Source organism: Burkholderia ambifaria AMMD (assembly GCF_000203915.1).
In the GTDB taxonomy this organism is placed as follows: Bacteria; Pseudomonadota; Gammaproteobacteria; order Burkholderiales; family Burkholderiaceae; genus Burkholderia; species Burkholderia ambifaria.
In genome coordinates, this window is record NC_008392.1 from 47123 (window position 1) to 66856 (window position 19734).

Consider the following 19734-nt stretch of genomic DNA (forward strand, 5'->3'; position numbering starts at 1 on the left):
GCGGCATCATGCGGCGTGCTTGCCGCGCACGGCGGTTTTCTTCGCCGCATGTGCGCCCGTCGCCGCGCGTTTCGCGGCCGGCCGCTTCGCCGGACTCTTCACGGCCGCGCCTTTCGACGCGGATTTCGCAGCCGCCTTGCGACGCGCGCCGGCAGGCGACGACGTCTCGGCCTCCTCTTCCGCGCGTTCGTCGCGCAGGTCCGATGCGCGCGCGCCACCGCCGCCCTTCAGGCTGCGCTTGAGCAGCTCGGTGAGGTCGACCACGTTGGTCGCGGCACGGCCCGTCTGCGCCGGCCGGTCCTCGATTTCCTCGATCTTGCCCGAGCGCACCTTGCGCTCGACCAGTTCGAGGATGTCGTCGCGGAACGTGTCGTGATACTCGTCGGGCGTCCACTTGCCCGCCATGTCGTCGATCAGCTTCTTCGCCATCGTCAGCTCGCGCGCGGTCACGCCCGCGTGCTTTGCGTCGTCCGTCGGCACCGACAGTTCGTCGAGCGGGCGCAGTTCCTCCTGCCAGCGCAACGTGTCGAGCGCGAGCAGCGGCCCGACCGGAATCAGCGCGCCGAGATGCTGGCGGTCGCGCATCACGACGAGCGCGATGCCGATCTTGCCGCTGTCCTTCAGTGCCTCGCGCAGCAGCGCATAGACCTTCTCGCCCTTGCGGTCCGGCACGAGGTAGTACGGCGTGTCGAGATACAGGAACGACACCGCGTCCGCGTCGACGAACGTGAGAATGTCGACCGTCTGCGTCGATTCGGGGTTCGCCGCGCGAATCTCTTCATCGGTCAGTACAACGTAGCGCTCCTTCTCGTACTCGTAGCCGCGCACGATGTCCTCGCGCGTGACCTCCTTGCCGGTGCGCTTGTTGATCTGCCGATAGCCGACCGGATCCATCGAGCGCTTGTCGAGCAGCCGGAACGACGGCTTCACGGTGCGTGTCGCCGGGAACAGCTGCACGGGCACGTGAACGAGCCCGAAACTGATCGCGCCTTTCCATATCATCCGCGGTGCCATGCCTGTCCTCCTTGCCGCACCCGCGCCCGCCCCCGAAGGGGCAGGCGCCGTGCGACGCTATGCCGGCAGCTCGGCCGCCTGCTGCTCGCGCGACCAGACCCGATGCCGGCCGATCTCGTCCGAAAACGTGCGCAGCAACGCGTCGAGATCGGCCGCTTGCGCGACGCACACGCCTTCGGCCGGATCCGGCAGATGCGCGGCGCTCAGCAACTGACGCCCGGAGCCGACCGCCGCGATCGGCTTCAGGTGCTTGAACGCCTCGCGCACGAAGTGCCGCGCGTCGGCACTGTGCGCGAGATTTCGGCCATCGCCGTCGCCGCCGCACACGAACACCGCGTCGAACATCACCGACGGCATCCCGGCGAGCGTCGCCTGCGGCACGATGCTGCCGATCGGCGCGAGGGTCGGCGCGACGATCGTCGGCACCGCGCCCGCGGCCGTCAGCGCGCCGCGCACCTGCTCGACGAGCGTCTGGCTCACGCCGGGCGTCGCGATCAGCGCGATCTTGCGCGAGCGCATACCGGGCTTCGAGCGGCCTATCAGGCTCAACGACGGCGCGCGCTGCTTGACTGCCGGCGTCGTGGCCGTTTGCGGCGCCGGCAGCCCGAGCCGTTCGGCGACCTGCGCGGCCAGCCCCGCGTCGAATCGCGCGATGATCTCGTTGACCACGCGCTCGCGAATCTCCGGCTTCGTCACCTTGCCGAGCTCGAAGCAGTACGCGTCGCGGATATGCCGCTGCTCGATCTCGGTCATGCTCTGGTAGAACAGCGCCGGCTGCGAGAAATGATCGGCGAACGTTTCGCTGCGCACGCGCACCTTGTCGCCTTCGAGCGGTTCGTGCACCGTCTCGAAGCCGCCGCCGGACGGCGCGGGCGGCGTCTCGCGCGGCCAGCCGCCGTTCAGCGAATTCGGTTCGTACGACGCCTGCCCGACCGCGATCGTCTGCCGGTGCATCGCATCGCGCTGGTTGTTCGCGAACGGGCACACCGGCCGGTTGATCGGAATCTCGTGAAAGTTCGGGCCGCCGAGCCGGCTCAGCTGCGTGTCGGTGTACGAGAACAGGCGCCCCTGCAACAGCGGATCGTTCGTGAAGTCGATGCCGGGCACCACGTGCCCCGGGTGAAACGCGACCTGCTCGGTCTCCGCGAAGAAGTTGTCCGGGTTGCGGTTCAGCGTCATGCGGCCGATCGGGCGCACCGGCACGAGTTCCTCCGGCACCAGCTTGGTCGGGTCGAGCAGATCGAAATCGAACTTGTTCGCGTCGGCGGGATCGATCAGCTGCACGCCGAGCTCGAACTCCGGATAGTCGCCGCGCTCGATCGCCATCCACAGGTCGCGCCGGTTGAAATCGGGGTCGTGGCCGGCGATGCGCTGCGCTTCGTCCCACAGCAGCGAATACGCGCCGCTCACGGGCCGCCAGTGGAACTTCACGAAATGCTCGGCGCCGGCCGCGTTCACGAAGCGGAACGTGTGCACGCCGAAGCCGTCCATCGCGCGGAAGCTCGCAGGCAGCGCGCGGTCGGACATCAGCCACAGCACCGTATGCGTGGTTTCGGGCACGAGGGATACGAAATCCCAGAACGTGTCGTGCGCGGACGCACCGGTCGGCATCTCGTTCGGCGCCTCGGGCTTCACCGCGTGCACGAAGTCGGGAAACTTGATCGCGTCCTGGATGAAGAACACCGGCATGTTGTTGCCGACCAGGTCGTAGTTGCCCTCTTCGGTATAGAACTTCACCGCGAAGCCGCGCACGTCGCGCACCGTGTCGGCCGAGCCGCGCGGGCCCTGCACGGTGGAAAAGCGCACGTACACCGGCGTTTCGGCGGCCGGGTCCTGCAGGAACGCGGCCTTCGTGTAGTCGGCCATCGGCTCGTAGACGCGAAACACGCCGTGCGCGGCCGAGCCGCGCGCGTGCACGACCCGTTCGGGAATCCGTTCGTGATCGAAGTGCGTGATCTTCTCGCGCATGATGAAGTCTTCGAGCAGCGACGGGCCGCGCGCACCGCCGCGCAGCGTGTTCTGGTTGTCGGCGATGCGCACGCCCTGGTTGGTGCGCAGCGCCTCGCCGTCGGGCCGCAGCCGATTCTCGTCGAGCTGGCGCGACTTCGCGCTGTCGGGTTGCGGCGGATTGGGCGTCGGATTGCCGGATTGCGGGGGATTGGTCATGCGCGCGTCCTCTCGTATCGGTTCGGTTGCGGTTCTGTGAAGAGCGGCGTGTACGGGCGCGTAGCGGCGCACACGGCTGCCGGCACGTAAAACGGGCGAGCCGCGCGGCGTATGCCGCGGCGGCCCGCCTGCGGTGTCGCTGCAGGCTGCGGCGCCTGCGTCAGGGCGCGCGCAACGCGCTGTCGAGCTCGTCGCGCGTCACGTCGAGCGCGACGTTGCATTCGATCTCGGCGTCCTCGACACGCGGCTTTTGTTCGTCCACCGCGCGCCGCGCGAGGTCGCACAGCCGGGTGCGCACGCGCAGCCGGTCGTCCGCGCCGAGCGACGCATAGCGCGTGAGCACGTCGGGATCGAAGCGCAGGTCGACCACGCAGCGCCATTGACGCGCGTTTTCATCGGCCGGCACCCGCACCCATGACACCTGAATCGTGAGCCGGCCCGATGCGTCGTCGGTATGCACGACGAGGGTCGACTCCGATGGAAAGCCGTTCGCGAGCGCAGTCTCGAGTTCCGCGATGCGCTGCGAACGGTCGGGGGTGGCCGTCATCGGCGTACGACACCCAGCAGCAACGTGACCAGGAAGATCACGACGAAGATGTAGAACAGGATCTTCGCGATCTCGGCCGCACCGGCCGCGATGCCGCCGAAGCCGAACACGGCCGCGATGATCGCGATGACGAAGAAGATGATGGCATATCTCAGCATGAATTCCTCCTGGAGTCCTGAAGAACGACGATCGTCGGCGCGGGTCGCCGTCGATCAATGCTTGTGCTTGGGTTTGCCGTGCGCCGGCGTCGAAGCCATTTTCTCGAGCTCCTTCTCGCTCATCGACTTGGCCATCGACTTCGACGGCGCCTTCAGATCCTTCATTTTCGTGTCACCGCGCTTGGCCGACAGGGCGGCCCCCGCCGCGCGCTGCTGGGCCTGGGATTTGGCTGGCATGATTTCCTCCTTTCGGTGGCGCGCGCGACGGTCGCAATTCGCGGGCCGCGCGCGGTTTGGACGGTATCGTCAGGCGGCGTCGCGCCGACGCAATTCGGCCGGCGGGATCTTCATGGCCTGGCGATACTTGGTCACCGTACGACGAGCAAGAAGGATGCCGCGCCCCGCGAGGTTCTGCGCGAGCGCGACATCGGACAGCGGGTCGGTATGGCGCTCGGCCGCGATCATGTCGCGGATCAGCACCTTCGCGGCCGACGCCGAGCACACGCCCTTGCCGGCCGCTTCCAGTTTGCGCGGGAAGAAGTGCTTGAACTCGAACGTGCCGTGCGGCGTGGCCATGTACTTGTTGCCCGTCGCACGCGACACCGTCGATTCGTGCAGATCGAGCTCTTCCGCTATGTCGCGCAGCACGAGCGGCTTCATCGCGATCTCGCCGTAGCGGAAGAAGTCACGCTGCCGCGCGACGATGCATTCGCCGACGCGCTGGATCGTGTCGAAGCGCTTCTGCACGTTGCGGATCAGCCAGCGCGCTTCCTGCAATTGCTGGCCGAGCGGCGAATCGCGCTCGCCGCTCGACTGCGCGAACAGCGTCGCATAGCGTTCATGCAGCCGCGCGCGCGGCAGCACGGCCGGGTTGATCGTCACGATCCATTCGTCGCGCACCTGGCGCACGATCACGTCGGGCACCACATAGTCGCCGCGCGTGCTGCCGTAGTGATTGCCGGGGCGCGGATCGAGCCCGCGCACCAGTAAGCACGCGGCCTGCATCGTCGCCTGGCTGCAGCCGACGCGCCGCTGAATCTCGGCGGTCTCGCGCCGCGCGAGCCGTTCGAGATGTTCGCGCGCGATCACCTTCGCTTCCGCGAGCGCCGGCGTGCCGGCGGGAATCGCGTCGAGCTGCAGCAGCAGGCATTCGGACAGCGAGCGTGCTGCGATCCCCGGGCGGTCGAGCATCTGCACGAGCCGCAACGCAACCCCGAGATCCTGTTCCGACAGCAGCAGCGCGGGATCGGCCGCGACCAGCAGCTCGGACAGCTCCTGACGCAGGTAGCCGTCCTCGTCGAGCGCGTCGATCACGATGCGCGCGGCCTCGCGATCGCGCCGGTTCAGCGGATAGAGACGCAGCGCGTCGTGCAGTTGCTGGTGCAGCGACGGCTCGGCGGCCATCCATTCGCCGGGCGACAGGTCGCTGACGTCGTCGCCCTGCCGGCCCGTGGTGCGCGGCGCCGGCGCGGCCGTGTACGACACGTCGCCGTCCGGCGGCCGCACGTCATCGCCATCGGGCACGGGCTCGGGCGCTGCGGCTTCTGCCGGATGGTCTGGCGCGTCGGTCTCGGCGACGGCTTCGTCGTCACCCTGGCCATCTTCGAGAAACGGATTCGAGTCGAGCGCCTGCCGCAATTCCTGCTGGAATTCGAGCGAAGACAGCTGCAGCAGACGCAGCGATTGCTGCAGCCTCGGTGTGAGTGCCAGATGCTGTCGCATCTGGAGCGCAAGCGTGACGGACATCGATGCCCCTCCTGACTGTGTGCGAAATTCACGTGCAGGGATTCATGCACCTTTCATGCCAGGGCGGCGAACCGCCGTCTGGCAAGGCTTTCGCCGCTTCGCACCACATGATCCGGGCGCTTCGGAGCCGCTTTTTTACAAGCGCCGGGAAGTTAGGGGGCACGAAATTCGCGCAGGGCGCGCGCGGGGCGGAATGTGTATGGATGGACCTCGCGCCCTTCGGCGTTTCGTTGCTTCGTTGCTTCGTTGCTTCGTTGCTTCGTTGCTTCGTTGCTTCGTTGCTTCGTTGCTTCGTTGCTTCGTCGCTTCGTTGCTTCGTCGCTTCGTCGCTTCGTCGCTTCGTCGCTTCGTCGCTTCGTTGCTGCGTTGCTTCGGTGCTTCGTCGCTTCGGCGGCGGCCCGGCGATGCGTACCGCGTCAGGTCAGTACTGCATCAGCGGCGGTGTGCCCGGCAGCGGCCGGTCGCCCTCCACGCCGTTCGGCCCCGGCTGCGGCACGTCGACCGCCGCGCCGCCGGTCGCGCCCGGGGGCATCGTGTTGTGCGGCGACGGACGCGTGTCGTAGCGGGTATTCGCGTCCGGCATGGTCGTGGTCGGCGACGCGCCATGCGCGCCCGGCGGCGCCGGCGGTGCGCCGCGCGGGCCATAGGTTTGCGGTTGCGTGCATGCGCCCAGCGCGCACGCGGCGGCGAACGCACATGCGCCTACGCGTATCGTCTGGATCGGCTTCATCGGAATCCTCCGTGGAATCGGCGGCCCTGGCCGGCCATCGCGGCACGGCTCAGAGCCGGTTGAAATGGAAATCGCCCGCATACGCGGTCGGCGCGCGACGCGCCATCATCGTGTCGAATTCGGCCGCGACGCGCGTCAGTGCGCCGCGTTGGCGGTCGGTGCCGGCCCGTTCGAGCGCCGCGAACGCGTCGGCGTCGAAGGTGACGGTCAGCGACGCCGGATGGCCGTCGACGCGAAAGCCGAAATGCAGTGCGCCGGACGGCTGCTCCTCGACATGGAACGGCATCGCGCGCGCCTCGAAATGGCGGCCGAGGGTCTCGGCCATGTCGCGCAGCATGCCGGGTTTCACGCTGATGCTCATCGTGGGCCCTCCATGGATGGGGTGAACGCGGCCGGCGGCACGCGCGTCGGCAGCGCGTGAACCGGCGGCTCCCGGGTCGGCGGCTCGCGTTCCGGCGGCGGGTGCACCGGCGGGTCGCCCTCGGGATCGTGAAACGGTTCCGGCGTGCCGGGCGGCACGATATCCGGCTCGGGCGGCTCGGGCTCCGGCGTGATGCCGGGCGGCGGCGGCTCGGGCCGGTGCAACGACTGGGCGGGGTGTCGATTCATGGGCATTCGATCGTGTCGCTCCTCAACGGCCCGGACCGGTGATGCGCGGGCGCACGCCGCTCGAGGGTCTACGCACTCGTGATCCGCAAGCCGCATGCCGGGCGGGGCGTTCGCGTGGTGTCCGCGAGCCTGCATGCCGTCCACGTGCCGTCCGCGTGCCGGGCGGCTGCCACCGCGTGCCCGCTGCGCGCCGTCCACGTGCCGTCCGCGTGCCGGCCGTGTGCCATCTGCGCGCCGTCCACGTGTCCTCTGCCTGCCCTCTGCATACCCTCTGCATACCCTCTGCGTCCCGGCCGCGTGCCCGCTGCGTACCCTCTGCGTCCCGGCCGCGTGCCCGCTGCGTGCCATCTGCGTCCCGGCCGCGTACCCCCCGCGTGCCGTCCAGTCCGGCACCGTCCGCCCGGGCGCGCATGCCGCCCCAGACCGCGCCGTGCATTCGCTACACCGCGCGCTGCAATTCTTTCAAGAGAGTCGCTACGCTTCGTATGCGGCCATCACGAGCCACAGCTCGCGGCCGTCGTCGCGCACCCGCGCGGCGAGCGCATACGGATCGTGCGGGTCGCACGCGCGCTGCAGGGCCAACCGCGCCGGCTCAGTCGAGCCGAACGTCTCGTCGCCGAGCGGCCGCACGTCGGCCTTGCCTTCGAACATCCTGCGATCGGGCCGGTAGATCAGCGGCTCGTGTTTCCACGTGCTGAAATGGCTCTTCACCGAATCGAACCCGCCGCCGCATACGTTGACTTCATAGCGCACCCCTGGTCGCTGTTTGGGATTGGTCATCGTGCCTCCTGTGCGTGTGTGCATGTGCGGCATATCGGGCCGCGCGCGCGTCGTCGCCGCCCAAGCGGCAAATCGCGTGCCGCATCCCGCCGCGGGCACGGCCGTTGCGCTGAATGGTTCATCGTCACCGACACGGAGGCTTGCCATGAAGGATTCGACCCGGTCCGGCCGCGACGCGCCGGCGCACGAGCAACCCGACACGTCGCCGCCGCTGAAGCATCAGGATCAGACGAAAACGCGCCACTCCGAGCGGCACATCGACAAGCAGCTCGAGGACACGTTTCCCGCCAGCGATCCGCCCGCGACCGGCGGCGTCACGCGCATCGAACCCGACACGCCGCCGGGCACGCATGACGACGGCCCATGGCAAGACCCGGCCAAACGTCGCGACAAATGACGGATGACGGCCGGGAAGGTGCGGTGGCCGCGCGCGTCGCGGCACGCCGCTTGCTGAATCGAATGGCCCCGCTTCAACCTGGAAGGAGGACCTGATGCATCGCGTCAACGAAATCATGTCGCAGGACGTCGTGCATATCGCGCCGACCGACTCGATCCGCCACGCCGCGCAACTGATGGAGCGCTACGACATCGGCGCGCTGCCCGTGTGCGACAACAACCGGCTGGTCGGGATGGTCACGGACCGCGACCTCACGGTGCGCGCGATCTCGGTCGGCAAGCCACCGGAAACGCGGATTCATGAAGTCGCGTCGGGCCCGATCGAATGGTGTTTCGAGGACGATCCGCTGGACGAAATCCAGCATTACATGGCGGACGCGCAGTTGCGCCGCCTGCCGGTCGTGGATCACGACCAGCGTCTGGTCGGCATGCTGTCGCTCGCGGACATCGCGACGCGCACGGCCGGCCCGATACGTGACGAAGTCGCGAACACGCTCGAAGGCGTGTCGCAACCGAAGCGGACGTGACGGGGCGATCCTCGCCTCGCCCGATAACCCGCGCGACCCGGAGGGCCCATCCCGGGCACGGTCGCGCCCCATGCAGCCAGGAGGACAACCATGCAGACTCCCGATCAAGGACGGACCCGCATCATCGGCAAGGGCGCCGCGACGGCGGAGGGCCCCGGCCCGGACGTGATGGCGGCCGACACGCTGGAAGGCGACAAGGTCTATACGACCGATGGCGACGACGTCGGCAAGATCAAGGACATCATGCTCGACGTGCGCTCGGGCCGCATCGCGTATGCGGTGCTCTCGAGCGGCGGCCTGCTCGGCATCGGCGACAAGCTGCTCGCGATTCCATGGAGCGCGCTGACGCTCGATACCGAACGCAAATGCTTCCTGCTGTCGGTGTCGTCAGAGCGGATCAAGAACGCACCGGGCTTCGACAAGGATCACTGGCCGGCGATGGCCGACCCGCAATGGGCCGGGCCGCTGCACGAGTACTACGGCAGCACGCCGTACTGGAGCGCCGGCGATGAGCTCGGGCTGACCGATCCGACCGAAGACCTCAACGATCCGCGTACGCGCGGCACGCATTAAAACGGCTTACGATTTGCCGGTGAGTTAGCCGACGGAGCCCCGCTCGATGCGGGGCTTTTTTTGTGCGTTTCTCGAGCTTTTTCGCTGAATTGCGCTGACGGCCGGAGCCAACCAACTCCGCCATTCATTGATAACCAAACAACATCAATCCTTCCAAAAATCGCACTTATCGTTTCCCCGTCTCCGGGCGAACATGGCGAAAACGACAATCAACCGCTCCCCGCGCATTTTCCCGATTCACTGGAGACACCCAGATGCACCCCTCGCCCAGCCTTCCGACCGGACGTTCGAAGGCCGCCGCGGTATTCCGCGTAACGGCCGGCAACTTCCTCGAGCAGTTCGACTTCTTCCTGTTCGGCTTCTACGCCACCCAGATCGCGGCCGTGTTCTTTCCCGCCGCGAGCGAGTTCGCGTCCCTGATGATGACGTTCGCCGTGTTCGGCGCCGGCTTCCTGATGCGGCCGCTGGGTGCGATCGTGCTGGGCGCGTACATCGACGATGTCGGCCGCCGCAAGGGCCTCATCGTCACGCTGGCGATCATGGCGAGCGGCACCATCCTGATCGCGTTCGTGCCGGGCTACGCGACGATCGGCCTGCTCGCGCCGGCACTCGTGCTGCTCGGGCGCCTGTTGCAGGGCTTTTCGGCGGGAGCCGAGCTGGGCGGCGTGTCGGTCTATCTGGCCGAGATGGCCACGCCCGGCCGCAAGGGCTTCTTCACGAGCTGGCAGTCCGCCAGCCAGCAGGTCGCGATCGTCGTCGCGGCGGCTCTCGGCTTCGCGCTCAATCACTGGCTCAGCGCGTCAGCCATCGCCGCCTGGGGCTGGCGCGTGCCGTTCTTCGTCGGCTGCATGATCGTGCCGTTCATCTTCATGCTGCGCCGCAAACTGGAGGAAACGCAGGAGTTCAAGGCACGCCGGCATCGCCCGAGCATGAAGGAAGTCTTCACCACGCTGATGCAGAACTGGCGCGTCGTGGTCGCCGGCATGATGCTGGTCGCGATGACCACGACCAGCTTCTATCTGATCACGGTCTATGCACCGACCTTCGGCAAGACCGTCTTGCACCTGAGCACCGCCGACAGCCTGCTCGTCACGCTGTGCGTCGGCCTGTCGAACTTCGTCTGGCTGCCGATCGGCGGCGCGCTGTCCGATCGCATCGGCCGCCGGCCGCTGCTCGTCGGCATGACGGTGCTCGCGATCGCGACCGCCTATCCCGCGCTGTCGCTGCTCGCTCATGCGCCGTCGTTCGTCAACATGCTGCTCGTGCTGCTGTGGCTGTCGTTCATGTACGGGATCTACAACGGCGCGATGGTCGTCGCGCTCACGGAAGTGATGCCGGTGGAAGTGCGCGTTGCAGGCTTCTCGCTCGCCTACAGCCTCGCGACGGCCGTGTTCGGCGGCTTCACGCCCGCCATCTCGACCGCGCTCATCCACATGACCGGCGACAAGGCCGCACCGGGCTACTGGATGAGCCTTGCCGCGGCGTGCGCGCTGCTTGCGACGTTCGCGCTCTATCGCCGGCACGCGGCGACGCTCACGCCCGCGCACTGACGCGTGATGCCGAACGACCTGCCCCGACTTCGTACGACCCGGACCATGACAACGACCATGACGATGAAAAACCTGCTTCTGAAACTGTGCGCGACCGCGCTCGTCGCCACCACCGCGGTGAGCGCGAACGTGCAGGCCGCCGACCTGCACGTGATGAGCTCGGGCGGCTTCACGGCCGCCTACAAGCTGCTCGGCCCGCAGTTCGCGTCCGGCACGGGCAACACGCTCGCCACCGCGCTCGGCCCGTCGATGGGTAAGTCGCCCGAAGCGATTCCGAACCGGCTCGCGCGCGGCGAGCCCGCCGACGCGGTGATCATGGTCGGCTACGCGCTCGACGATCTGATCAAGCAAGGCAAGGTGATCGCCGGATCGCGCGTCGAGCTGGCCGATTCGCGCATCGGCATGGTCGTGCGCGACGGCGCGGCGAAACCCGACATCAGCTCGCCCGACGCGCTGAAGCAGGTGCTGCTGCACGCGAAGTCGATCGCCTATTCGGACAGCGCGAGCGGCGTGTACATCGAGCGGGAACTGTTCAAGAAGCTCGGCATCGAGGATCAGGTGAAAGCGAAGGCGAAGATGGTCCCGCGGATTCCGGTTGCGTCCGTGGTCGCGAACGGCGACTACGAAATCGGCTTCCAGCAGGTCAGCGAACTGCTGCCGGTTAAAGGCGCGACCTTCGTCGGCAAGATTCCCGAATCGCTGCAGTCGGTCACGCGTTTCGCCGCCGGCATCCCCGTCGGCGCGCAACATCCGAAGGAAGCGAAGGCGCTGCTCGACTATCTCGCGTCGCCCGACGTGCAGTCGGAAGTGAAATCGACCGGGCTGGATTCCGTCTCCGCACACTGAGCCCGCACCAAAGGGAAGGCGTGCGTCAGACCGCCTTCCCGTCACGCGCGGTATCGGCGTCGGCATCGTCGGCGCCGTTCGGGCCCGCGTGCCCGGCCGCGCTCAGCATCCGCGCAAGACGCGCGCGATCGCACGCCCCTTCCCACGTCGACACGAAGATCACCGCACACGCGTTGCTGATCACGCTCGTCAGCGCACGCGCCTCCGACATGAAGCGATCGATGCCCACCAATAGCGCGACGCCGGCCACGGGCAGATCGGGCATCACGGCGAGCGTCGCGACGAGCGCGACGAGTCCGCTGCCGGACACGCCTGCCGCGCCCTTCGACGTCAACAGCATCACGGCCAGCATCGCCGCGATTTGCGGCGCGGAAAGCGGCACGTCGCACGCCTGCGCGATGAACAGCGCCGCGAGCGTCAGGTAGATCGCGGTGCCGTCCAGGTTGAACGAGTAGCCGGCCGGCAGCACGAGGCCGACCACGCCCTTGTCGCAACCGAGCGACTCCAGCTTGACGATCAGCCGCGGCAACACCGGCTCCGTGGACGACGTCGCGAGCACGATCAGCAACTCCTCGCGCAGGTAGCGCAACAGCCGCCACAACGCGAAGCCGTGCAGCCGCGCGAGCGGCGCGAGCACCAGCGCGACGAACAGCACGCAGGCCACGTAGAACGCCACCATCAGCCGCGCGAGCGAGCCGACCGAACCGATGCCGAAGCGTCCCACCGTGAACGCCATCGCGCCGAATGCGCCGAGCGGCGCGAGCCGCATGACCATCGCGAGCACGCGGAAGACGACCTGCGCGACGCCGTCGATCAGCGCGAGCACGGGCCGACCGGCCTGCGGATACGCATTCAGCGAAAAACCGAACAGCAGCGACAGCAGCAGCACGGGCAGCACCTCGCCCTTCTGGAACGCGCCGAGCATCGTATCGGGGATCACGCTCAACGCGAATTCGACGAGCCCGTGCGGTTGCGCGTGCGGTGCATATTGCGCGAGGATGCTCGCGTCGAGATGGCGGACGTCGACGTGCATGCCGGCGCCGGGCCGCAGCACGAACGCGGTGACGAGGCCGAACGCGAGCGCGACGGCGGTCAGCAGATAGAACAGCACCAGCGCGCGGACGATCGTGCGCCCGATGGCTTTGCCGTTCGCCAGCGACGTGATGCCGGAGACGATCGTGCAGAACACGATCGGCGCGATCATCATCCGCACGAGGCCGACGAATGCATCGCTGAGCGGCTTGAGCATCGCGCCCACCGACGGCCAGAAGTGCCCGACGCCCACGCCGAGCACCATCGCGAGCAGAACCTGCACGTAGAGCGAACGAAGCGGTCTTGCCCACCTCACGATGCTGTCTTCCTCGATGTTCCTGTTGTATTCATCGGATATTTTGTATTCGTCACGTCGATCCGTCGCTGCGTGCGGCGCCGGTGCCGGCGCCCGCACGTTTGGCGTCGACGATCGCGCGGTGAAACTCCTCCGCGGCCGGCGTCAGCGGGCGCCCGCGCCGTTTCACGATGCCGACCCGGCGCTTCACCACAGGTTCGACGAGCGGCACGCTCGTGAGCAGCGGATGGTCGTGTCCGGGCATCGCCATCGACGGCACCGCGGCCACGCCGAGGCCGGCTTCGACCAAGCCGAGCAGCGTCGTCACGTGGCGCGTCTCGCATACGCTCGGCGCACGCGGCGCGACGGTCGTCAGCGCCTGGTCGAGCAACAGGCGGTTGCCGGACGTCTTGTCCACCGACACATACTCGTACTCGTAAAGCTCGTTCCAGGTCACGCGCTTCTTGCGCGCGAGCGGATGGTCGCGCCGGCACGCGGCGACGAAGCGCTCCTGCAGCAGCAGCTTGAAGTCGATCTCGGGCTCCTGGCTGCCCATGAAGCTCACGCCGAAATCGGCCTCGCCGCTGATCACGGCGCTCAACACCTCGTTCGCGCCGGCATCCAGCAGCTTGACGCGGATGCGCGGAAAGCGGCGATGATAGCTCGCGATCACGTTGGGCAAGAAGTAGTACGCCACCGACGGCACGCACGCGATGGTCACATGACCGAGGCGGCTCGACGACACGTCGCGGATGCCGAGCAGCGCGACGTCGAGATCGTCCAGCAGTTGCTCGGCGCTCGGCGCGAACACGCGCCCGACGGTGGTCAGCGTGACGCTGCGCGTGGTGCGCTCGAACAGGCGCACGCCGAGCGCTTCCTCGAGTTTGTCGATCCGCCGACTCAACGCGGGTTGCGAAATGCTGATCGCGTCGGCGGCCTTCCGGAAGCTGCCCAGCTCCACCACCGCGCGAAACGCCTGCAAGTCGGTCAGATCGAAGTTGATTCCCACGGGCCGTCTCCCCATCTCAGTTGCCGCGTATTGTGCATGATCCGGGCAAAACCGACCCACACCATCCCGCTATGCGCGATGCCGCAACGCATCGATCACGATCGAGAATGCGCGCGAGGCTTGGCGGCGGCTCGGATAGTACGCGTGATAGCCGGGAAACACCGGGCACCAGTCCGGCATCACGATCCGCAGCTGCCCGCTGCGCACGTGGTCGAGCACGATGTCCTCGGTGACGAACGCAATGCCGAATCCGTCGAGCGCCGCCTGGACCATATGCGGCTGCGTATTGCACGTGATGCGGCCGCTCACGCGCGCCTGGATCTCGTTCCTGCCCTTCTTCAGCTCCCACGCATAGATGCCCTTCGCGGTCGCGAGCCGCAGCGTCACGCAGTCGTGATCGAGCAGGTCCTGCGGCGTCTTTGGCGGCTTGCGGCCGTCGAGATACGCCGGCGACGCGACCATCGTCATCCGGATGTCCGGGCTGATGCGCACCGCGATCATGTCCTTCGCGACCTGGTCGCCGTAGCGCACGCCGATGTCGTAGCGCTCCTCGACGATGTTCGCCAGCCCGTAGTCGACCGACAGCTCGACGCGGATGTCGGGGTAATCGGGCAGCACGCGCCTGAGCTTCGGCCAGATGATCGTGTCGATCGGATGCTCGGTGGCCGTGATCCGCACGACGCCGGCCGGCTTGTCGCGGAAATCGGCCACCGCGGCGAGCTTCATCTCGATCTCGTCGATGCGCGGCGCGACGGCCTGAAACAGTTCCTCGCCCGCTTCGGTCGTCGACACGCTGCGCGTCGTGCGCGTCAGCAGCCGCACGCCGAGGCGCGTCTCGAGATCGCGGACCGTCTGGCTCAGCGCCGATTGCGACACGCCGAGCCGAGCCGCCGCGCGCGTGAAGCTCCGGTCGCGCGCCACGGCCAGAAACACGAGCAGATCGTTGAGGTTTTCGCGCGGCATGTCGGGCGGCTCCTGTCGAAACGGACGCCCATCCTAGCACCGACACCGGCCCGTGCCGCCCGCCGCGGCCTCGGTCGATTCATCGGCGCAGCTTATAAGTCCAAGCGTGCCGCGCTACTTAATCGATCGGGCGCGGGCCGATAGACTGCGAAGCGTTCAGGCTCCCGTGCGGCCGCTGCCGGCTTCGGGAAGCTTCCACGCATTCTTCCCGGAGTCCATCCCATGAAATCCCTTCTTCGTCTCTTCGTCGCCGCGCTTGCCGTTTCCGCTCCGTTGCTCGCCCATGCGCAGGGCCTGACGCGCGAGCAGGTGCGCGAGGACATGATTCGCTACGAAGCCGCCGGCTTCAATCCGGCGCGCGCCAATCCGCGCACGTGGGTCGACGATGCGCGGGTGGCGTCCACTCGCGTGATGGCGGCGCGCGATACCGACGGCCGCACGTCGTTGGCCGATCGCGGCACGGCGGTCGTCGCGCATTGCGACTGACGCGCCCATCGCCGACGCCACCGATCCGCACTCTTCCCGATTCCACGATGCAAGCCGTTTCCCCTTCCGATCGCGGGCCCGCGCCCGTTCGCGCCGCCGCGTGGGGCGCCGTCCTCGCGATGGCGCTCGGCGCGTTCGCGCTCGTCGCATCCGAATTCATGCCGGTCAGCCTGCTGACGCCGATCGCGCACGATCTGCGGATCAGCGAAGGACAGGCGGGCCAGGCGATCTCCGTATCGGGCGCGTTCGCGCTGCTCACGAGCCTGTTCATCTCGTCGCTGGCCGGCCGGCGCGACCGCAAGCGGGTGCTGCTGTCGCTGACGCTGCTGATGATCGTGTCCGGCACGGTCGTCGCATTCGCGCCGAACTATCTGGCGTTCATTGCGGGGCGCGCGCTGATCGGCGTCGCCATCGGCGGGTTCTGGTCGATGTCGGCGGCCACCGCGATGCGCCTCGTGCCGGACCGGCAGGTGCCGCGCGCGCTGGCGATCGTGAATGGCGGCAACGCGCTGGCCACCGTCGTCGCCGCGCCGCTCGGCAGCTTCCTCGGCGGCATCGTCGGCTGGCGATGGGCGTTCTTCTGCGTCGTGCCGGTCGCCGCGATCGCGTTCGGCTGGAAGCTCGCGAGCCTGCCGCGCATGCACGCCACGCACGGCAGCGCCTCGCCCGGCCGCGCGTTCGCGCTGCTGGCGAGCGCGCCGGTCGCGCTCGGCATGACGGCGGTCAGCGTCTTTTTCATGGGGCAGTTCACGCTGTTCACGTACTTGCGGCCGTTCCTCGAAGCCGTGACGCACGCGGGCGCCGCCGGGTTGTCGGTGCTGCTGCTCGTGATCGGCGTCGCGGGGTTCGCGGGGACGATCCTGATCGGCACATTCCTGCAACGCGGGCTGTACCGGACGTTGATCGTCATCCCCGGCCTGATGGCGGCGGTCGCCATCGCGCTGATCGCGTTCGGCCACTCGATCGGCGCGACCGCCGCGCTGCTGGCGGTCTGGGGGCTGCTCGGCACCGCGGCGCCCGTCGGTTGGTGGACGTGGCTGGCCCGTGCGCTGCCGCGCGACGCGGAAGCCGGCGGCGGCCTGATGGTGGCGGTCGTGCAGCTCGCGATCGCGCTCGGTGCGACGGCCGGCGGCGTGCTGTTCGACCTGCACGGTTATCGCGCGACGTTCGGGCTGAGCGCGGGCCTGCTCGTTGCCGCCGGCGTACTCGCCGCGCTGGCGGCGCGGGCCGCGTTGCGCGCCGAGGCCGCCGGCCCCGCGTGACGGGCCCAGCGCGCCGTCGCGGGCCGCGCTGCGCGCCGAGGCCGCCGCCCGCACGTGACGGCCGCAGCCGGCCGTCGCGGTTTTTTTACACACCCCGTGTAACGCCCGCGTCCTGCCGCGCGCCGCCGTAGGCGGCGTCCAGATAACGCAGCAGCCGGTGCGGCGTCAGCGGCTTCGCACAATGCGCGTCGAAGCCGGCTTCGCGCGCACGCTCGCGATCGCTCTGCGACGCGAATGCGGTGCATGCGATAAGCAGCATGTCGGCGGTGTGCGGGTCGCCGCGCAGCCGCTTCGCGAGTTGCAGGCCGTCGAGGCCCGGCATCGCGATGTCCAGCACGATCGCGAACGGCTGCCAGTCGCGCGCGAGATCACAGACGGCGAACGGATCGTCCGCGACGCGGCATTCGAAGCCGCGCGCCTGGAGCAGCAATCGCAGCGCATCGGCCGCGTCGCGATAGTCGTCGACGACCAGCACGCGGCGCAGCCGGCGCGGCACGCTATCGGATGGGCGCCACAGCAGCACGTCGTCGGCGGCCGGATCGTCGCCGGAGAGGATTTGCATCGCGTTTCTCCCTGTGATCGGACACGGCCCCGGCGCAAACTGCGCGCCCATATTGGCGCGATCGCCTGCACGGGGCATGCCGGTTGCTGCAAATGGTCGAAATCGTCGATATGGGAGCCGTCGATGCGCGCACCGCCGCTGTTCCGACCCGGTAGGAACTTCAATCCGCCTGCAGCCCGCCGGCCAACGCACCGTGACACAGGTGCGGCGCCGGCCTGCGCGGGAGGCCGCGCATGACGCGCCACGCGCCCGCGAAGCCCGCCGCGCCCCACGACCAAGCGCCGGCCACGCTCGACGCGTGCCGTCGCTGCGGGCTATGGGAACACGCGACGCAGCCGGTGCCCGGCGCGGGGCCCACGGACGCGCGCATCATGCTGGTCGGCGAGCAGCCGGGTGACCAGGAAGACCGCACGGGCATCCCGTTCGTCGGCGCGGCGGGCCGCATGCTCGACCGCGCGCTCGACGAAGCGGGCATCGAGCGCGCGAGCGTGTACGTGACCAATGCGGTCAAGCACTTCAAGTGGGAGCCGCGCGGCAAGCGGCGAATGCACAAGACGCCCGCGCAGCGCGAGGTCGCCGCGTGCCATTACTGGCTCGAGCGCGAGCTCGCCGCGCTGGGCCCGCGCGTGATCGTCGCGCTCGGCGCTACGGCGCTGCGGGCCGTGCTGCAGGACAACAACGCGACGCTGGAGCGCACGCGCCAGCCCGTGCGCTCGCCCGACGGCTGTCTCGTCGTCGCGACCTATCACCCGTCCTACGTGCTGCGCACGCGCGGCGCCGATTCGCGCGAGCAGGCTTACCGGACGCTCGTCGACGCGCTGCGCACCGCGTCGCGCCTCGCGCGCGGCAGCGGCGGCACGCACGGCGCTCGGGGAGACGCCGAATGAACGATCTGCGCGGCGACGACGCGTCGCGCGAGGCCGGTGCTGGCGCTGGTCCTGGTGCTGGTCCTGGTGCTGGTGCTGGTGCGGGTGCGGGTGCGGGTGCGGGTGCGGGTGCGGGTGCGGGTGCCGCTGCCGGTGCCGCTGCCGGTGCCGGTGCCGATGCTGGCGCCGGTGCCAATGCTGGTGCCGCTGCCGATGCTGGTACCGCTGCCGATGCTGGTGCCGCTGCCGATGCTGGTACCGCTGCCGATGCTGGTACCGCTGCCGGTACCGCCGCCGCTGCCCCTGCCGCCCCCGCCGCGAAGCCCTGGTACCGCCGGCTCGGCCCCGGCCTGCTCGCGGGCGCGTCCGACGCCGACCCGAGCAACATCGCGGTCTATGCGCAGGCCGGCAGCCAGTTCGGCTTCCACATGCTGTGGATGACCATCGTCGCGCTGCCGATGATGGTGGCCGTGCAGCTCGCGTCGGCGTTCATCGGACGCACCAATCGCGAAGGCCTCGTCGCGGGCATCCGCAAGCAGTTCTCCGACCGGCTCGCCAAAGGGCTGATCGTGATGATCGTGATCGTCAACGTGATCAACGTCGGCGCTGATCTCGCCGCGATGGGCGACGCGACCGCGCTCGTCGCCGGCGGGCGCAGCTACTGGTATGCGCCCGTCTACGGCCTCGGGTCGCTCGCGCTGCAGGTGCTGCTGTCCTACGAGCGCTACGCGCGCTGGCTGAAATGGATGACGCTCGGCCTGCTCGCGTACGTGCTCGAACTCGGCTTCGTGCACATCGAATGGCGCAACCTGCTGCACGCGCTCGTGCTGCCGCATGTCGCGTTCACGCACGAATACGCGACGACCGCGGTCGCGGTGCTCGGCACGACGCTGAGCCCGTACCTGTTCGTGTGGCAGGCCGCGCTCGAAGTGGAGGAAACCCAGGCCGAGCGCCGCAACGGCGACACCGCGTGCGCGCCCGGCGCGCGCCGCGAAACCGAACGGCGCATCACGTTCGATACCTGGACCGGGATGATCGTGACCAACGCGGTGTCGTTCTGCATCATGGTGATCGGCGCGGCGGTGTTCTTCACACACGGCAAGCACGACATCGGCTCCACCGCGCAGGCCGCCGAGGCGCTGCGCCCGATCGCCGGCGAAGCGGCGTTCCTCGTGTTCGCGTTCGGCATCGTCGGCTGCGGGCTGCTCGCGATCCCCGCATTCGCGGGCAGCGCCGCGTACGGCTGCGCGGAGGCCTGGCGGTTCCGCGAAGGCCTGAACGAGCCGGTGCGGCGCGCGCCCGCGTTCTACTCGGTGCTGGCGGCTTGCGTGCTCGTCGGCATCGCGATCTGTTTCAGTCCGGTCAATCCGATCAAGGCGCTGTACTGGAGCGCGGTGCTCAACGGCATCGCGGCGGTGCCGATGCTCGTGCTGGTGATGCTGCTGTCGCAGCGGCGCGACGCGGCCGGGCAGCCGGGCAGCGGGATCGTGTCGAAACTGTTCGGATGGCTCGCAGTCACGCTGATGGTGGCGTCGGTGGTCCTGATGACCGTGGACATGCTGAGCTGAGCTGAACTGAGCCGAGCGTGACGATGCGATTGGATTCGGTTGCGTGCGC

At 68.6% G+C, this 19734-nt stretch carries 23 protein-coding genes; 9 read left to right on the forward strand and 14 right to left on the reverse strand.

The features are described from left to right. Positions 1-6: 6 nt before the first annotated feature. The 10 genes from ku to BAMB_RS28010 form a co-directional block, all read right to left on the reverse strand. Positions 7-1014 carry a non-homologous end joining protein Ku gene (gene ku / locus BAMB_RS27965; RefSeq protein ID WP_011660517.1) on the reverse strand — a complete coding sequence of 336 codons (1008 nt, stop codon included), beginning with the start codon at positions 1012-1014 and terminating at the stop codon, positions 7-9. A 57-nt stretch (positions 1015-1071) separates the two neighbouring features. Continuing rightward, positions 1072-3198 carry a catalase HPII gene (gene katE, locus BAMB_RS27970; protein ID WP_265096058.1) on the reverse strand — a complete coding sequence of 709 codons (2127 nt, stop codon included), beginning with the start codon at positions 3196-3198 and terminating at the stop codon, positions 1072-1074. A 142-nt stretch (positions 3199-3340) separates the two neighbouring features. Continuing rightward, positions 3341-3727, reverse strand: coding sequence for a DUF3022 domain-containing protein (locus tag BAMB_RS27975; RefSeq protein WP_006753988.1), 387 nt, complete (start codon positions 3725-3727; stop codon positions 3341-3343). Further along, positions 3724-3885 carry a DUF1328 family protein gene (locus BAMB_RS34580; RefSeq protein WP_006498332.1) on the reverse strand — a complete coding sequence of 54 codons (162 nt, stop codon included), beginning with the start codon at positions 3883-3885 and terminating at the stop codon, positions 3724-3726. The genes BAMB_RS27975 and BAMB_RS34580 overlap by 4 nt, the downstream gene beginning before the upstream one ends. Before the next feature lie 54 nt (positions 3886-3939). Further along, the gene (locus BAMB_RS27985; RefSeq protein WP_011660519.1) at positions 3940-4122 is read right to left on the reverse strand and encodes a DUF3008 family protein; all 183 of its coding nucleotides are present in this window, start codon (positions 4120-4122) and stop codon (positions 3940-3942) included. Positions 4123-4191: 69 nt separating this feature from the next. Next, positions 4192-5631: an RNA polymerase factor sigma-54 gene (locus BAMB_RS27990; RefSeq protein WP_011660520.1), complete on the reverse strand. Its 1440-nt coding sequence runs from the start codon at positions 5629-5631 to the stop codon at positions 4192-4194. Positions 5632-6052: 421 nt separating this feature from the next. Next, positions 6053-6361 (reverse strand): hypothetical protein, encoded by a 309-nt coding sequence (locus tag BAMB_RS27995; protein WP_006753985.1) that lies wholly within the window; start codon positions 6359-6361, stop codon positions 6053-6055. A gap of 49 nt (positions 6362-6410) precedes the next feature. Continuing rightward, positions 6411-6722 (reverse strand): hypothetical protein, encoded by a 312-nt coding sequence (locus tag BAMB_RS28000; RefSeq protein ID WP_011660521.1) that lies wholly within the window; start codon positions 6720-6722, stop codon positions 6411-6413. After that, positions 6719-6976, reverse strand: coding sequence for a hypothetical protein (locus BAMB_RS28005; RefSeq protein ID WP_041491745.1), 258 nt, complete (start codon positions 6974-6976; stop codon positions 6719-6721). The genes BAMB_RS28000 and BAMB_RS28005 overlap by 4 nt, the downstream gene beginning before the upstream one ends. Positions 6977-7444: 468 nt before the next feature. Then, a complete protein-coding gene (locus BAMB_RS28010; protein WP_011660522.1) occupies positions 7445-7750 on the reverse strand; it encodes a hypothetical protein in 306 nt (101 codons plus the stop codon). A gap of 145 nt (positions 7751-7895) precedes the next feature. Here BAMB_RS28010 and BAMB_RS28015 point away from each other — a divergent pair, with 145 nt between their 5' ends. From BAMB_RS28015 to BAMB_RS28035, 5 genes are all read left to right on the forward strand, one after another. Continuing rightward, complete coding sequence (locus BAMB_RS28015) at positions 7896-8147, forward strand: hypothetical protein (RefSeq protein ID WP_006753981.1); 252 nt, start codon at positions 7896-7898, stop codon at positions 8145-8147. Between the two features lie 94 nt (positions 8148-8241). After that, a complete protein-coding gene (locus BAMB_RS28020) occupies positions 8242-8673 on the forward strand; it encodes a CBS domain-containing protein (protein ID WP_011660523.1) in 432 nt (143 codons plus the stop codon). A gap of 90 nt (positions 8674-8763) precedes the next feature. Continuing rightward, complete coding sequence (locus BAMB_RS28025) at positions 8764-9246, forward strand: PRC-barrel domain-containing protein (RefSeq protein WP_011660524.1); 483 nt, start codon at positions 8764-8766, stop codon at positions 9244-9246. 254 nt (positions 9247-9500) lie between these two features. Further along, entirely contained in the window at positions 9501-10796 is a 1296-nt protein-coding gene (tcuC, locus tag BAMB_RS28030) for an MFS transporter (RefSeq protein ID WP_011660525.1), read from the forward strand. 63 nt (positions 10797-10859) lie between these two features. Beyond that, positions 10860-11642, forward strand: coding sequence for a substrate-binding domain-containing protein (locus BAMB_RS28035; protein WP_041491848.1), 783 nt, complete (start codon positions 10860-10862; stop codon positions 11640-11642). Between the two features lie 25 nt (positions 11643-11667). Here BAMB_RS28035 and dctA read toward each other — a convergent pair whose 3' ends face one another. The 3 genes from dctA to BAMB_RS28050 all read right to left on the reverse strand — a co-directional run bounded on the left by dctA (position 11668) and on the right by BAMB_RS28050 (position 14941). Further along, positions 11668-12990, reverse strand: a complete 1323-nt coding sequence (gene dctA / locus BAMB_RS28040) for a C4-dicarboxylate transporter DctA (RefSeq protein WP_011660527.1) — start codon at positions 12988-12990, stop codon at positions 11668-11670. A gap of 52 nt (positions 12991-13042) precedes the next feature. Continuing rightward, entirely contained in the window at positions 13043-13978 is a 936-nt protein-coding gene (locus tag BAMB_RS28045; protein WP_041491746.1) for a LysR family transcriptional regulator, read from the reverse strand. Between the two features lie 69 nt (positions 13979-14047). Continuing rightward, complete coding sequence (locus tag BAMB_RS28050) at positions 14048-14941, reverse strand: LysR family transcriptional regulator (protein WP_011660529.1); 894 nt, start codon at positions 14939-14941, stop codon at positions 14048-14050. A 222-nt stretch (positions 14942-15163) separates the two neighbouring features. On the opposite strand from BAMB_RS28050, the gene BAMB_RS28055 reads away from it, so the two are divergent. Further along, positions 15164-15427 carry a DUF4148 domain-containing protein gene (locus tag BAMB_RS28055; RefSeq protein WP_011660530.1) on the forward strand — a complete coding sequence of 88 codons (264 nt, stop codon included), beginning with the start codon at positions 15164-15166 and terminating at the stop codon, positions 15425-15427. 47 nt (positions 15428-15474) lie between these two features. Next, positions 15475-16689: an MFS transporter gene (locus BAMB_RS28060; RefSeq protein ID WP_011660531.1), complete on the forward strand. Its 1215-nt coding sequence runs from the start codon at positions 15475-15477 to the stop codon at positions 16687-16689. Between the two features lie 85 nt (positions 16690-16774). On the opposite strand, the gene BAMB_RS28065 is transcribed toward BAMB_RS28060, so the two are convergent. After that, positions 16775-17251, reverse strand: coding sequence for a response regulator (locus BAMB_RS28065; RefSeq protein ID WP_011660532.1), 477 nt, complete (start codon positions 17249-17251; stop codon positions 16775-16777). A gap of 233 nt (positions 17252-17484) precedes the next feature. Here BAMB_RS28065 and BAMB_RS28070 point away from each other — a divergent pair, with 233 nt between their 5' ends. Together BAMB_RS28070 and BAMB_RS28085 are read left to right on the forward strand one after the other, a co-directional pair. Beyond that, positions 17485-18138: a UdgX family uracil-DNA binding protein gene (locus BAMB_RS28070; RefSeq protein WP_011660533.1), complete on the forward strand. Its 654-nt coding sequence runs from the start codon at positions 17485-17487 to the stop codon at positions 18136-18138. Next, a complete protein-coding gene (locus BAMB_RS28085; protein ID WP_232625479.1) occupies positions 18135-19685 on the forward strand; it encodes an NRAMP family divalent metal transporter in 1551 nt (516 codons plus the stop codon). The genes BAMB_RS28070 and BAMB_RS28085 overlap by 4 nt, the downstream gene beginning before the upstream one ends. The last annotated feature ends 49 nt before the right edge of the window (positions 19686-19734 follow it).

Excerpts from the sequence above, each read along its gene's own strand:
- BAMB_RS28070 (WP_011660533.1), top strand. The coding sequence starts at position 17,485 with ATGACGCGCCACGCGCCCGCGAAGCCCGCCGCGCCCCACGACCAAGCG.
- BAMB_RS27995 (WP_006753985.1), bottom strand. The coding sequence starts at position 6,361 with ATGAAGCCGATCCAGACGATACGCGTAGGCGCATGTGCGTTCGCCGCC.
- ku (WP_011660517.1), bottom strand. The coding sequence starts at position 1,014 with ATGGCACCGCGGATGATATGGAAAGGCGCGATCAGTTTCGGGCTCGTT.
- BAMB_RS28050 (WP_011660529.1), bottom strand. The coding sequence starts at position 14,941 with ATGCCGCGCGAAAACCTCAACGATCTGCTCGTGTTTCTGGCCGTGGCG.
- BAMB_RS28015 (WP_006753981.1), top strand. The coding sequence starts at position 7,896 with ATGAAGGATTCGACCCGGTCCGGCCGCGACGCGCCGGCGCACGAGCAA.
- BAMB_RS28020 (WP_011660523.1), top strand. The coding sequence starts at position 8,242 with ATGCATCGCGTCAACGAAATCATGTCGCAGGACGTCGTGCATATCGCG.
- BAMB_RS27990 (WP_011660520.1), bottom strand. The coding sequence starts at position 5,631 with ATGTCCGTCACGCTTGCGCTCCAGATGCGACAGCATCTGGCACTCACA.
- BAMB_RS28085 (WP_232625479.1), top strand. The coding sequence starts at position 18,135 with ATGAACGATCTGCGCGGCGACGACGCGTCGCGCGAGGCCGGTGCTGGC.
- BAMB_RS34580 (WP_006498332.1), bottom strand. The coding sequence starts at position 3,885 with ATGCTGAGATATGCCATCATCTTCTTCGTCATCGCGATCATCGCGGCC.
- BAMB_RS28025 (WP_011660524.1), top strand. The coding sequence starts at position 8,764 with ATGCAGACTCCCGATCAAGGACGGACCCGCATCATCGGCAAGGGCGCC.
- BAMB_RS28060 (WP_011660531.1), top strand. The coding sequence starts at position 15,475 with ATGCAAGCCGTTTCCCCTTCCGATCGCGGGCCCGCGCCCGTTCGCGCC.
- BAMB_RS28035 (WP_041491848.1), top strand. The coding sequence starts at position 10,860 with ATGAAAAACCTGCTTCTGAAACTGTGCGCGACCGCGCTCGTCGCCACC.
- BAMB_RS27985 (WP_011660519.1), bottom strand. The coding sequence starts at position 4,122 with ATGCCAGCCAAATCCCAGGCCCAGCAGCGCGCGGCGGGGGCCGCCCTG.
- BAMB_RS28010 (WP_011660522.1), bottom strand. The coding sequence starts at position 7,750 with ATGACCAATCCCAAACAGCGACCAGGGGTGCGCTATGAAGTCAACGTA.
- BAMB_RS28065 (WP_011660532.1), bottom strand. The coding sequence starts at position 17,251 with ATGCAAATCCTCTCCGGCGACGATCCGGCCGCCGACGACGTGCTGCTG.
- BAMB_RS28055 (WP_011660530.1), top strand. The coding sequence starts at position 15,164 with ATGAAATCCCTTCTTCGTCTCTTCGTCGCCGCGCTTGCCGTTTCCGCT.
- BAMB_RS28005 (WP_041491745.1), bottom strand. The coding sequence starts at position 6,976 with ATGCCCATGAATCGACACCCCGCCCAGTCGTTGCACCGGCCCGAGCCG.
- tcuC (WP_011660525.1), top strand. The coding sequence starts at position 9,501 with ATGCACCCCTCGCCCAGCCTTCCGACCGGACGTTCGAAGGCCGCCGCG.
- BAMB_RS28000 (WP_011660521.1), bottom strand. The coding sequence starts at position 6,722 with ATGAGCATCAGCGTGAAACCCGGCATGCTGCGCGACATGGCCGAGACC.
- BAMB_RS27975 (WP_006753988.1), bottom strand. The coding sequence starts at position 3,727 with ATGACGGCCACCCCCGACCGTTCGCAGCGCATCGCGGAACTCGAGACT.